At 62.6% G+C, this 12,255-nt stretch carries 11 protein-coding genes and 1 pseudogene; 4 read left to right on the forward strand and 8 right to left on the reverse strand.

Features of this window, described 5'->3' with window-relative positions; all coding sequences use genetic code 11:
• Positions 1-121: 121 nt before the first annotated feature.
• The 4 genes from KP001_RS07510 to KP001_RS07525 all read left to right on the forward strand — a co-directional run bounded on the left by KP001_RS07510 (position 122) and on the right by KP001_RS07525 (position 4,756).
• Positions 122-547 carry a MarR family winged helix-turn-helix transcriptional regulator gene (locus KP001_RS07510; RefSeq protein ID WP_437178168.1) on the forward strand — a complete coding sequence of 142 codons (426 nt, stop codon included), beginning with the start codon at positions 122-124 and terminating at the stop codon, positions 545-547.
• Between the two features lie 13 nt (positions 548-560).
• The gene (locus KP001_RS07515) at positions 561-1,826 is read left to right on the forward strand and encodes a TolC family protein (protein ID WP_217288914.1); all 1,266 of its coding nucleotides are present in this window, start codon (positions 561-563) and stop codon (positions 1,824-1,826) included.
• Positions 1,827-1,890: 64 nt separating this feature from the next.
• A complete protein-coding gene (locus KP001_RS07520; protein ID WP_217288915.1) occupies positions 1,891-2,970 on the forward strand; it encodes an HlyD family secretion protein in 1,080 nt (359 codons plus the stop codon).
• Positions 2,971-3,199: 229 nt separating this feature from the next.
• Positions 3,200-4,756: a DHA2 family efflux MFS transporter permease subunit gene (locus tag KP001_RS07525; protein ID WP_217288916.1), complete on the forward strand. Its 1,557-nt coding sequence runs from the start codon at positions 3,200-3,202 to the stop codon at positions 4,754-4,756.
• Between the two features lie 471 nt (positions 4,757-5,227).
• Here the strand turns inward: KP001_RS07525 and KP001_RS07530 are convergent, their stop codons facing one another.
• From KP001_RS07530 to ftsH, 8 genes and pseudogenes are all read right to left on the reverse strand, one after another.
• Complete coding sequence (locus tag KP001_RS07530) at positions 5,228-5,497, reverse strand: hypothetical protein (RefSeq protein ID WP_217288917.1); 270 nt, start codon at positions 5,495-5,497, stop codon at positions 5,228-5,230.
• A 166-nt stretch (positions 5,498-5,663) separates the two neighbouring features.
• The gene (locus tag KP001_RS07535; RefSeq protein WP_217288918.1) at positions 5,664-5,945 is read right to left on the reverse strand and encodes a peptidylprolyl isomerase; all 282 of its coding nucleotides are present in this window, start codon (positions 5,943-5,945) and stop codon (positions 5,664-5,666) included.
• Between the two features lie 85 nt (positions 5,946-6,030).
• Positions 6,031-6,750, reverse strand: a complete 720-nt coding sequence (locus KP001_RS07540) for a pyridoxine 5'-phosphate synthase (RefSeq protein WP_217288919.1) — start codon at positions 6,748-6,750, stop codon at positions 6,031-6,033.
• A pseudogene (gene glmM / locus KP001_RS07545) lies at positions 6,743-8,106 on the reverse strand (phosphoglucosamine mutase). Before glmM ends, KP001_RS07540 begins: the two are co-directional and overlap by 8 nt.
• A 180-nt stretch (positions 8,107-8,286) precedes the next feature.
• Positions 8,287-8,676 carry a YbbR-like domain-containing protein gene (locus KP001_RS07550; protein WP_217288920.1) on the reverse strand — a complete coding sequence of 130 codons (390 nt, stop codon included), beginning with the start codon at positions 8,674-8,676 and terminating at the stop codon, positions 8,287-8,289.
• Positions 8,673-9,431 carry a diadenylate cyclase CdaA gene (cdaA, locus tag KP001_RS07555; protein WP_217288921.1) on the reverse strand — a complete coding sequence of 253 codons (759 nt, stop codon included), beginning with the start codon at positions 9,429-9,431 and terminating at the stop codon, positions 8,673-8,675. The genes KP001_RS07550 and cdaA overlap by 4 nt, the downstream gene beginning before the upstream one ends.
• A gap of 45 nt (positions 9,432-9,476) precedes the next feature.
• Entirely contained in the window at positions 9,477-10,313 is an 837-nt protein-coding gene (folP, locus tag KP001_RS07560) for a dihydropteroate synthase (RefSeq protein WP_217288922.1), read from the reverse strand.
• Positions 10,313-12,151, reverse strand: coding sequence for an ATP-dependent zinc metalloprotease FtsH (gene ftsH, locus KP001_RS07565; RefSeq protein WP_217288923.1), 1,839 nt, complete (start codon positions 12,149-12,151; stop codon positions 10,313-10,315). The genes folP and ftsH overlap by 1 nt, the downstream gene beginning before the upstream one ends.
• Positions 12,152-12,255 lie beyond the last annotated feature (104 nt).

The following is a 12,255-nucleotide window of genomic DNA, read 5'->3' on the forward strand; positions in this document are numbered from 1 at the left end:
TTAACCTTTATTGACAGTATACTGATTATATGCATAATGATCACCCTGTCACAGGCCCGCTTTACCAGCTAAATCGAAAGCTTGAGCTGCAACCATGGCACCCAGAGGCTTTATGGACGAAATGAAAACGACACCTATCGATATCGAGAAAACGGTCGGGTTCCTGCTGGCGAAGGCCTACCAGCGCGCCTGCCTGATCTTCAAGGAACACTTCGACGAACACGAGCTAACCCCTCAGCAATTCGGCCTGCTCGGCTTTCTCTGGCGCGAGGACGGCCTCAGTCAGTCGCTCCTTTCAGCCAAGAGCCAGATAGACCGCACCACGATGGGGGGACTCATAGACCGCCTCGAAAAAGAGGGGCTCGTGGTTCGCAAAACCGACCCCGGCGACCGCCGGGCGTACCGCATCTGTCTGACCGAGAAGGGAAAGGCACTGGAACCGGTACTCGCCCCGATCGCCCTGCGAGCCCAGGCGATGTTCATCGCCAAGCTCGACCCTCAGGAAGTTGAAACCTTAACCAACCTGTTAGAGAAGATCCGCCACTGATTCTGGAGCTTTCATGCCTTTAGTCATGCTTTTGCTGGCCCTGCTCTGCTGTGCGGGCACAGGCACAGCCCACGCCGGGGAGTTGACCCTTCGGGAGGCCCTCGACCGCGCCTCCGCCGCCAGCCGGGGGTTGAAATCAGCCTCGCGCGAGGCCGAGATCGCCAGCGAGCAGGTGAACATCGCCCGCTCCACCCGACTGCCACGCATCGACCTGCAGGGGGGGTACGTCGCCCAGGCCAAGGCCCAGGCCTTCAAGTTCGGGGCCGCATCCCAGGAGACGCAGGACCCGCGCTACCCCTTTTTCAACTTCGCCGTCTACCAGACCCTGTTCGACTTCGGCCGCACCAGCGCCAACGAGGGGATGGCTCGGCTGCGGAGCAAGGCTGCCGGTTACTCCTATTCGGCCAACCAGCAGGACCTTTTCCTGCAAGTCGTGCAGGCCTACTACGGCATCCTGACGGCGCAGAAACTGGTACAGGCTGCAAGGGACGAAGTGACCCAGATGGAATCGCACCAGAAGACGGCCCAGGCCCTTTTCGACGAGGGCGTGGTCACGCGGAACGATCTGCTGCAGGCTGAGGTGCGGGTCGCGTCCAGCCGGCAAAACGTCCTGAGCGCGCAAAACGAGGTGGAGAACGGATGGCTGTTCCTGAACTACCTGACCGGCGCCCCCCCGGACTTCCGCACCCAACTGACGGAGGAGCCCCAACTCCCCTCGAAGCAGGATCTGCAGGGCAATCCCGACCTCTCCCGGCGCGGGGAAATCTCCGCGCTGGAAGCCCTGGTCGGCGCGGACGAGTATGCCGTCAAGGAGGCGAAGACCAGCCACTATCCCGAATTCTTCGCAAAGCTCGGCGTGGACTACCTCTCCAACAGCAAGGTGCGCGAGCAGGCCATAACCGCGGCGACCATCGGCTTCAAGGTGAACCTGTTCGACGGCCCCGCTTCCGCCGCCAGGGTGAGGCAGGCGGTCGAGACCCGCTCCAGGGACGAGGAGAGGCTGCGGGACCTCGAGGAGAGGACCAGGCTGGAATACGCCATGGCCGTCAACGACCTGAAGGTCGCCGACGCCCGGATCAAGGTTGCCGAAAAGGCCATCACGCAGGGGATCGAAAACCTGCGCATCACCAAGGACCGTTACCAGGAGCATGTCGGTACCGCCACGGAAGTCGTGGACGCCCAGACGCTCTTGACAAAAACCAGGACCGACTACTACCGCAGCGTCTTCGACCTCCAGGTCGCCGCCGCCAGGGTCAAGAGGGCCACGGGCGAACTGTAGCCCCCCCCGCACAACATCCACGGGTGAAGGCCGTCACGGCCGCCCGATAAACGGAGATTCGCACATGGCAGATGAAACCACCGAACCCACATCCGCTCCGGCCGAAAAAGGCGGACTCAGCAAGAAACAGCGCGGCGCGATCGTCCTTGTGATCATCATCCTCGCGGGCGCCTTCTTCGGCCTGCGGCAATGGGTGCGCAGCAAGACGCACATAGAAACGGACAACGCCTTCGTGGAATCGCACATCCACTCCGTGGCGAGCCGGATCCCCGCACTTGTGCAGCGGGTCGCCGTGGTGGACAACCAGTTCGTGCACAAAGGGGACCTGCTGGTCGAGCTGGACCCGGCGGACTACCAGGCGCGGCTGAAGAGCGCCGCGGCATCGCTGGAGATGGCGAGGAACGAGACCTCGGGCGACTACGCCGAAGTCGAAAGCGCCCGCGCCAACGTCGGCCTCGCTTCAGCCCGCCTGGACCAGGCGAACCTCGACCTGAAGCGCGCCGAGGCGCTCTACGCGAAGGAAGTCATCCCCCGCGAGCAGCTGGATCGCGCCCGCACCGCGCACAAGGTCGCCCTGGCGCAGGTCAGGGAGGCGCAGGAGGCCGAGAACCGCGCCAAGGCGATGATCGGCATGTCCGGCAGCGGCTCGAAGGACGCAAGAATCGCTCAGAAACAGGGGGAATTGGAGACCGCGAAGCTCAATCTCTCCTATGCGAGGATCGTCGCCCCCAGCGACGGCTACGTGACCAGGAAAGGTGTCGAGCCGGGGAATATCGTGCAGCCGGGGCAGGCACTCATGGCGATCGTCGGGCTTGAGGATTCATGGATCACGGCGAATTACAAGGAAAGCCAGCTGAACAACGTGCGCCCGGGGCAGGCGGTCGACTTCACCGTCGACGGCTATCCCGGCCGCCACTTCACCGGCAAGGTGGAAAGCATCATGGCCGGCACCGGCGCGGCCTTCTCGCTGCTCCCGCCGGAGAACGCCACCGGCAACTACGTCAAGGTGACGCAGAGGATTCCGGTGCGCATCGCCATCGACAGGAGAAGCGATCCCGATCACCTGCTGCGCGTCGGCATGAGCGTCGTGCCGACCATCCTGACCGGTCAGACCTTCGGGCAGGTGGTAGGGTTCGGGCATTGAGGGTATCCCCGCCCCCTTCCCCCGGGCGCCTGGGCGAATGATTATTCGCCCCTACAAGACCTCCCTCTCACCCGGAGAGCACTCCCTCTCCCCCTGGGAGAGGGTTGGGGTGAGGGTGTCTCTATTCCGCGAATAGTGCACGTCTCGCTATGACGCACCCTCACCCCGCCTGCGGCCACCCTTTCAGAGGGAGAGGGGACATGAAGTGCAGGCAACAACCGGCGGTTCGATGAAAAACGCAGAAGAAAAAAACATCAACAAGTGGCTGATCACCATCACGGTCATGCTCCCCGCCATCATGGAGATCGTCGACACCTCCGTCGCCAACGTGGCGCTCCCGCACATGCAGGGGAGCCTCAACGCCGGGACCGACGAGATCACCTGGGTGCTCACCTCCTACCTGGTGAGCAACGCCGTGGTGCTCCCCATGACCGGATGGCTCGCGCGCATGTTCGGCCGCAAGCGCTTCCTCATCACCTGCATCATCCTCTTCACCCTCGCCTCCCTCATGTGCGGCGCGGCCCCATCGCTGGGCCTGCTCATTTTCTTCAGGGTGCTCCAGGGCGCGGCCGGCGGCGCGCTGATCCCGATGAGCCAGGCCATCATGATGGAGACCTTCCCCCCCTACCAGCAGGGGATGGCGATGGCCATCTTCGGTGTCGGCGCCATGTTCGGCCCCATCATCGGCCCCGCGCTCGGTGGCTGGATCACCGACAACATGAGCTGGCGCTGGATCTTCTACATCAACATCCCGATCGGCATCATCGCCGTTGTCATGGCGACCTTCTTCATCTATGACCCGAGCTACCTGAAACGGGCCAAGGCCAGCATCGACTACTGGGGGCTCGCGCTCCTGACCGTCGGATTGGGCGCGCTCCAGATCGTGCTCGACAAGGGGCAGCAGGACGACTGGTTCAACTCCGGGTTCATCGTCGCCTGCTCTGTGGTCACCGCAGTCTCGCTGGCGGCGCTGGTGTACGTGGAATTGACCCACCCGCACCCGATCGTCAACCTCCGCCTTTTCAAGAACGTCTCCTTCTCCGCCGGCAACCTGGTGATGTTCGCGGTCGGTTTCTGCCTGTACAGCTCCATCATGCTGATACCGCTCTTCTTGCAGACGCTCATGGGGTACAACGCCACCATGGCCGGCATGGTGCTCGCCCCCGGCGGGGTCGCCACCCTGATCTGCATGCCCTTCGTGGGTGCCATCATCCAGCGCTACGACGGCCGCAAGGTTGTCTTCATAGGCCTTCTCATCGCCGCCTATTCTATGCACATCATGCAGGGGTTCACGCTGGAGGCAGCCTACCGGGATTTCGTCTGGCCGCGTGTGGTGCTGGGTATCGGCCTCGCCATGATCTTCGTTCCGCTCACCACGGTGACCCTCGCCACCATCTCCAAGGAGGAGATGGGGAACGCCACCGGCATCTTCAGCCTGCTGCGCAACATCGGCGGCAGCGTCGGCATCGCCATCTCCGCCACGCTGCTGGCGCGCTACTCGCAGTTTTACCAGACCAACCTGGTCGCCCACGTGAACCCGTACAACCCGGTCGCGCAATCGCAGATCGCCATGCTGAAAGGGGCCATGATGGGGCGCGGCATGGACCAGGTTGCCGCGGAAAAGGGCGCTTTCGCCATCATCTACGGCACCGTCAGCCGGCAGGCCTACATGCTCTCCTACAACCGGATTTTCTTCGTCGTCGGCATCGCCTTCCTGGTGATCATCCCGCTCCTGCTGTTGCTGAAGAAGCCGCAGAAGCATCTTCCCCCCGGCGCGGCACACTGACGCCTGCACGTACTTTCTTTCTCTGCCTTTCTTCTGACAAAAGTCTAAATTAACGCAAAGGCGCGAAGGCGCGAAGAAAACCAGGACTAGCAAAGGGTTAGAAGCAAAGCCCAATGTTATTCTGTGTCTTGGCGTCTTTGCGTTACATTTTCTGATTTACGCGGAGCTGGCAACGCCCTCACCCCGTCCCTCTCCCAGAGGGAGAGGGAGGAACAGGCTGAACGTCACCTCTTCCAGAGAGAGGGAGGAAAAGGCTGCATGTGGCCCACTCCCAAAAGAAGAGGAAGGAAAAGGCTGCATGTGGCCCCTCTCCCCGTGTCCCCTCTCCCTCTGGGAGAGGGGGCCCGAAGGGCGGGTGAGGGAGGCCGACGACGATGCACAACCTATCGGAGCCTCTCCCGGGAACGATAATAAAAAAAGGCGGGGGATCACATCCCCCGCCTTTGCTATTTCCACCTGGCCCTGCGGCCGCTATTTCCTTTTTTCAGCCTCTTCAGCGATGCGCTTTTCGTGCGCCTGCCGGGCCTGTTCCATCTCGGCCCAATGGGCGTCCCAGTCCTTCTTCCTGATGAAGTAGAGGCCGACGCTCCCCAGCACGATGCAGACCCCGAAGAAGAACTGCATGACCTTGAATCCTTCGGCCACTCCGTAGACCATGCACCCCACACCGACCAGGCCGAGCAGGAACGGCGCGCTGAAGATGAGGCTTACCAGGGATTGTTTCTCGTTGTTATCTGCCATTGCATTTCCTCCGAATCAACCACCAGTTCCCGTAGGGGCGAATAATCATTCGCCCCCCTACTTCGCATCTCAGCCTGGCTTGCCGTGGGCATTGGTGAGGCACCTGTGGCTGGGCGAATGATTATTCGCCCCTACAGCATCCGCACCTGCGGAGGGGCGTACCAGTCTACGCCGTGCGGCTGGTGATCAGGATCAGGTGGTAGCCGAACTGGGTCTTCACGGGGCCGAGCACTTTGCCCACTTCGCCGCTGAAGACGACCTGGTCGAATTCCGCGACCATCTGGCCAGGACCGAACTCGCCCAGGCGCCCTCCCTGGTTGCCGGACGGGCAGAGGGAATTGGCGCGCGCCACCTCACTGAAATCGGCACCAGCCTCGATCTTGTTCTTCAATGCGACGCATTCTTCCTCGGTTTTCACCAATATATGACTTGCTGCAGCTCTTGCCATGTCAATCTCCTTTAGTTCGTCGTGTTTGGGGACTGGCTCCGCAATGCCGGCCCCCTTTACTTTCTGAAAAGTAGCCTGTCCCCTTTTAGGCGTAGCGCACCAGCTCGGACATGTCGCGCACGGCGCGGTCCAGGCCGACCAGGATGGCGCGGGACATGATGGAGTGACCGATGTTGAACTCCTCGATGCCGCCGATGGCCGCAACTTTCTTCACGTTGGTGTAGTTCAAGCCGTGTCCGGCGTTGACCCCGATGTCGAGTTTTCTTGCCAGCTTCACCGCGTTCTCGATCTTGATCAGCTCCAGCTTCTCTTCCTTCCAGGTGGGGGCATCGGCGAAGGAACCGGTGTGGATCTCGATGTAGTCGGTGCCGATCTTGTTGGCCGCCTTGATCTGGTCCGGATCCGGGTCGATGAAGAGGCTCACGATGATGCCGCCCGCCTGCAGCTTCTCGATGGCGACCTTGAGCGCCTCCTGGTGGATCCTGACATCGAGCCCCCCCTCGGTGGTGAGCTCGGCCCTCTTCTCCGGGACCAGCGTGCAGCACTCCGGCTTGACCTTCAGGGCGATGGCGATCATCTCATCGGTGGCCGCCATCTCCAGGTTGAGCCTGGTCTTGATGGTCTGGCGCAGGATCTTCAGGTCGCGGTCCTGGATGTGCCTTCTGTCCTCGCGCAGATGAATGGTGATCTGGTCGGCGCCGGCCAGTTCGGCGATGGCGGCGGCCGCCACCGGATCCGGCTCGAATCCTCCGCGCGCGTTGCGCAGGGTCGCTACGTGGTCGATGTTGACTCCCAGCCTAGCCATTGTTCTCACCTCCCAGGGCGGTGGACGCCGTCTGCGCGATCTCATTGGCCCAGTTGCGGATTGTGGTCTCGTCGTTGCCTTCCAGCATGATGCGCAGGAGCGGTTCGGTGCCGGACCAGCGGATCAGCACCCTCCCCTCCCCTTTGAGCTTCTCCTCGACATCGTTGATGACCTTGGCGATCTCGGGAACCTGCATCACGTCCGTCTTCTGCGACAGGCGCACGTTCACCAGCACCTGCGGCAGCGAGTGCATCACGAGGGCGAGTTCGGAGAGGCGCTTCTGGCGCCGCTGCATGATGGCGAGCACCTGCAAGGCAGAGAGGATGCCGTCGCCGGTGGTGTTGTGGTCCAGGAAGATCATGTGCCCGGACTGTTCGCCCCCAGGTTGTACCCCCCCTTCAGCATCTCCTCTACCACGTAACGGTCGCCTACGGCGGTTTTAATCACCTCGCCGCCGGCGCGCTTCATGGCGATATCCAGCCCCATGTTGCTCATCACGGTGGCCACCAGGGTGTTGTGCTTCAGGGTCCCCAGCTTCAGCATGTCGGTCGCGCAGATCGCCATGATCTTGTCGCCGTCGACCACGTTGCCGTACTCATCCACGAAAATCACGCGGTCCGCATCACCGTCGAGCGCTATGCCCAGGTCGGCGCCATACTGCTTCACCGCCTCGCTCATCACCTCGGGGTGCAGGGAGCCGCAGTCGGCGTTGATGTTGGTCCCGTTCGGCTTCACCCCTATCGGGATCACCTCCGCGCCCAGTTCCTCGAAGACGGCCGGGGCCACCTTGTACGCGGCGCCGTTGGCGCAATCGAGCACGATCTTCAACCCGGAGAGATCGAGGTCCTTCGGGAAGGTGCTCTTCAAAAAGACCACGAAACGTCCCTGGGCGTCGTCGATGCGGTAGGCCTTGCCCACCTCCTTGGCCGTCGGACGCAGCGAGTCGATCCGCTTGGAGAAGATCAGCTCCTCGATCATCAGCTCGGTCTCGTCGGGAAGCTTGAAGCCGTCGCGCGAGAAGAACTTGATGCCGTTGTCCTCGAACGGGTTGTGCGAGGCGGAGATCACCACACCCGCGTCGGCGCGCATGGACGAGGTGATGTTGGCGATGCCCGGGGTCGGCAGCGGGCCGACCAGGAGTACGTCCACCCCCATGGAGCAGATGCCGGCCATGAGGGCGCTCTCCAGCATGTAACCGGAAAGGCGGGTGTCCTTGCCGATGACGATGCGGTGGCGTTTCTTGCCGTTTTTGAATATGTAGGCGGCGGCGCGGCCGATCTGCATGGCCATCTCCGCCGTCATCGGGTAGACGTTGGCCACTCCGCGGACCCCGTCGGTACCGAAAAGCTTCTTCATCACTTCACCTCTATTTGATTTATTTGCCGTTACTCAACATCCCCTCTCCCTCCGGGAGAGGGTGGCCGAAGGCCGGGTGAGGGGTTTCCTCATCTGCCTGCCAGGTGTCCAGAACCAAAGCCCCTCACCCCGGCCCTCTCCCGAAGGGTGAGAGGGAGCTGGCCGCAGAGAAGCAAGTGTCTATTTTTCTTTAAGAGTTAACACAAAGGTCGCTGTCGCCGGTGCCACATGGACCACCTTGATCTCCTGGTCAAGGTTGAATTCAGCCTCTTTCAGCGAGACCAGCTGCTGCCCGGGCTGCGCGCCTGCGAGATCGATGCCGCACCGGGTCTGGTGGAAGGGTAGCAGAAAGAGCAGGATACTCGGCCCCGAAACCACCACCTCGACCTCGGCCGGAGCCGAGCCGTCCAGCTGCAAACCCGGAGGCATCCGGTCGAGCCCCACGGGGACGGTGAGCAGCATCTCTCCCCGGCGCTCCGCAATCACGCTGAGCCAGATCAAAACCGCCAGGAGCACCGAGAGGAGCTTCACCCCCTTGAGCCATTCCTGTCCTTTGACATGCGTCGTCATTTAAGCCACCTCGGCTCCACCAGCCGTCGCAGGGTCTTGCCCAGGGAGGGCATGTCGATCACGTCGGTCTTCTTCCCCCCGACGATCACCGACGCGGTGCCGGTCTCCTCTGAAACGACGACGACCACCGCGTCGACCAGTTCGGTAAGCCCGATCGCAGCGCGGTGCCGGGTTCCCAGGCTCTTACTCACCTCGAGGTTCTGGGTGAGCGGCAGGAAGCATCCCGCCTTGGTCAGCTTGCCGTGCTGGATGATGACCGCGCCGTCATGGATGGGGGAGTACGGCAAAAAGATCGACGAGATCAGCTCGCTGGTCACCTTGGCGTCGATGTCGGTCCCGACCGCAAGGTAGCTGTCCACGGAGATGGCCCGCTCGATCACGATCAGGGCCCCGATCTTCTTCTGGGCCAGTCCCGCCACCGCGAACACCAGTTCGTCGATCACGTCGGACATCTCGACGTCCTTCCCGGTGCGGCTCCTGGCGAGCGTCGCGAACGCCCTGCGGATGTCGGTCTGGAAGATGACCGCGAGCCCCACGACGGACGAGGCGAGGATGAGATCGACGATGAGCCGGACGGTCTGCAGGGAGAAGAAGCGCGCCAGCAGGTGCAGGGCGACGAGTCCCGAGAGGATGGCGAGGATGCGCAGCGCGAGCACTCCTTTGAGAAGTCGCGCCAGCCTGGAGACGATCAGTATCGCGAGCGACAGGTCCAGGAGGTCCCGCAGTATGCCTATATTTTGCAGGAAAGAATTCATCCACACCCGTCGGGAAGCCGTGCTTCCGGTTTTTCTGGGGCGGAGCTACATGAGCGCCCGCGTCACCAGGGCGACGTCCCTCATGGCCGCCACGTCGTGCACCCGTACTATGGTGGCCCCGTGCACGATCGACATAGCGACCGCAGCGGCGGTGCCGAACACCCTTTCTACCCCGTCCCTCCCCGTGATGGCCCCGATGAAGGATTTGCGGGAAGGGCCCATCAGGATCGGACGTCCAAGCGGCAGGAATTCCTCGAGCCGCTTGATCAGCTCCAGGTTCCCCTGGACGCTCTTGCCAAAGCCAAGGCCCGGGTCGATGGCGATCCGCTCAACCGGCAGTCCGGCGCCGGTGGCAAGCGCGATGGAGCGTTGCAGGTAATCCTTCACGTCCGCGATCAGGTCGTCGTAGCCGGTCTCTTTCTGCATGGTGTCCGGCATGCCCCTGGTGTGCATCACCACGACGCCGGCGTCGGCCCCGGCCACCACAGCGGCCATCTCCGGGTCGAACATGAGACCGGTAACGTCGTTGACGATCTCGGCCCCGGCGGCACAGGCTGCCCTGGCCACCTCCGCCTTGTAGGTATCGATCGAAATGGGTACCGCGATCCGCCCCCGCAAAGCCTCTATAACGGGAAGCACCCGGTCCAGTTCCTCCTGCAGGGTGACGGCGGGAGCGTTGGGCCGGGTGCTTTCGCCCCCGATATCGATGATGTCGGCCCCTTCCCTCTCCAACTCCAGGGCCCGCTCCACGGCGGCCTCAAACGGGAAGAAGCGCCCCCCGTCCGAGAAGGAGTCCGGAGTCACGTTCAAAATGCCCATGATCTGCGGACGCTCCAGGGACAGGGAGCGGCGGGAAAGGTCCCACGTGCGTGCCGTGATCATCACTCGGCTGCGACAGGCTCGGAAGAGACCTCTTTGCCGGCGATGATGCGGTCGACCTCCTCGCCGGTCAGGTTTTCCTTCTCGATGAGCGCCAGGGAGATGCGGTGCAGCGAGTCGAGGTTCGCCTTCAGGAGTTCCTGCACGCGGGCGTAGTTCTGCTCGACGATGAGCCTGATCTCGTGGTCGATCTCGATGGCGGTCGCCTCGGAGTAGTTCTTCTGGTGCGCCATGTCGCGGCCGAGGAAAATCTGCTCGTCCTTCTTGCCGAAGGAAACCGGCCCCAGCTTCTCGCTCATGCCCCACTCGCAGACCATCTTGCGGGCGATGTCAGTTGCGCGCTCGATGTCGTTGCCGGCGCCGGTGGTCATGGAGTTGAAGATGATCTCCTCGGCGACACGGCCACCCAGGAGCACCGCGATGCGGTCCAAAAGCGACTCGCGGGAGTAGCTGTGCTTGTCCTCGATCGGGAGCTGCATGGTGACGCCGAGGGCGCGCCCGCGCGGGATGATGGAGACCTTGTGCACCGGGTCCGCGCCCGGGATGAGCTTCGCGACCAGGGTATGGCCCGCCTCGTGGTAGGCGGTGTTCTTCTTCTCCTCGTCGGAGATGACCATGGAGCGGCGCTCGACACCCATGAGAACCTTGTCCTTCGCATCGTCGAAGTCGATCATCTCGACCATGCTCTTTTCCTTGCGGGCAGCGAGGAGCGCGGCCTCGTTGACCACATTGGAGAGGTCTGCTCCGGAGAAGCCCGGTGTGCCGCGGGCAACGACGCCGAGATCGACGTCCGGGGCGAGCGGGGTCTTCTTGCAATGCACCTTGAGGATCATCTCACGCCCTTTCACGTCGGGGCGGGGCACCACGACCTGGCGGTCGAAGCGGCCTGGGCGGAGCAGCGCCGGGTCAAGGACGTCGGGGCGGTTGGTCGCGGCGATGAGGATGACACCCTCGTTGGACTCGAAGCCGTCCATCTCGACCAGAAGCTGGTTCAGGGTCTGCTCGCGCTCGTCGTGACCGCCGCCAAGACCGGCGCCGCGGTGACGGCCGACGGCGTCGATCTCGTCGATGAAGATGATGCACGGAGCGCTCTTCTTCCCCTGCACGAACAGGTCGCGGACGCGGGAGGCGCCCACGCCGACGAACATCTCGACGAAGTCGGAACCGGAGATAGAGAAGAAGGGAACGCCGGCCTCCCCCGCGATGGCGCGAGCCAGCAGGGTCTTACCGGTGCCCGGAGGGCCCATGAGCAGGACGCCTTTCGGGATGCGGCCGCCGAGTTTGGTGAACTTCTTCGGGTCCTTCAGGAAGTTGATGATCTCTTCCAGTTCGTCCTTGGCCTCCTCGATGCCGGCCACGTCCTCGAAGGTCACGCGTCCCTGCGCCTCGGTCAGAAGCTTCGCGCGGCTCTTGCCGAAGGCCATCGCCTTGCCGCCGCCCCCCTGCATCTGGCGCATGAAGAAAATCCACACCGCAACGAGGAAGATGATGGGGAACCAGGACACCAGCAGCGAGAACCAGGAGAAGCGCTCCTCCTCGGGCCGTGCGGAAACCACGATCTTCTTCTCGATCAGCTTGTCGGTCAGGTTGGCGTCGGCCGGCTTGAAGGTCCTGAACTCCTTGCCGTCGGCGAACTTGCCGATGATCTCGTTGCCCTGGATGATCACCGAGGCCACCGGGCGGTTCACGTTCTTCACTTTGCCGGTTTCCACCGCCTCGATGAAATCGCTGTAGTCCAGTTTTTCCTGGGTCGGCTTCGGCTTGTTGAACAGGTTGAACAACAGGATCATCATCAAGCTGATCACGAGCCAGAGTGCCAGGTTCTTATAGAATTGATTCAAGTTTCCTCCCGATCAGTCGGTATGCTGCAAGCACTGGATCTGTCTCTGTTATGCGATGACACAGAAAGCCTGGTGCCTGGTTGAACGGTCGCCATCCCCCGCTT

It is taken from the genome of Geomonas subterranea (assembly GCF_019063845.1).
Classification (GTDB): domain Bacteria; phylum Desulfobacterota; class Desulfuromonadia; order Geobacterales; family Geobacteraceae; genus Geomonas; species Geomonas subterranea.

Bases quoted from the DNA above. Each gene is read 5' to 3' on its own strand.
- KP001_RS07510 (WP_437178168.1), top strand. From the start codon at position 122: ATGAAAACGACACCTATCGATATCGAGAAAACGGTCGGGTTCCTGCTG.
- KP001_RS07515 (WP_217288914.1), top strand. From the start codon at position 561: ATGCCTTTAGTCATGCTTTTGCTGGCCCTGCTCTGCTGTGCGGGCACA.
- KP001_RS07520 (WP_217288915.1), top strand. From the start codon at position 1,891: ATGGCAGATGAAACCACCGAACCCACATCCGCTCCGGCCGAAAAAGGC.
- KP001_RS07525 (WP_217288916.1), top strand. From the start codon at position 3,200: ATGAAAAACGCAGAAGAAAAAAACATCAACAAGTGGCTGATCACCATC.
- KP001_RS07530 (WP_217288917.1), bottom strand. From the start codon at position 5,497: ATGGCAGATAACAACGAGAAACAATCCCTGGTAAGCCTCATCTTCAGC.
- KP001_RS07535 (WP_217288918.1), bottom strand. From the start codon at position 5,945: ATGGCAAGAGCTGCAGCAAGTCATATATTGGTGAAAACCGAGGAAGAA.
- KP001_RS07540 (WP_217288919.1), bottom strand. From the start codon at position 6,750: ATGGCTAGGCTGGGAGTCAACATCGACCACGTAGCGACCCTGCGCAAC.
- KP001_RS07550 (WP_217288920.1), bottom strand. From the start codon at position 8,676: ATGACGACGCATGTCAAAGGACAGGAATGGCTCAAGGGGGTGAAGCTC.
- cdaA (WP_217288921.1), bottom strand. From the start codon at position 9,431: ATGAATTCTTTCCTGCAAAATATAGGCATACTGCGGGACCTCCTGGAC.
- folP (WP_217288922.1), bottom strand. From the start codon at position 10,313: ATGATCACGGCACGCACGTGGGACCTTTCCCGCCGCTCCCTGTCCCTG.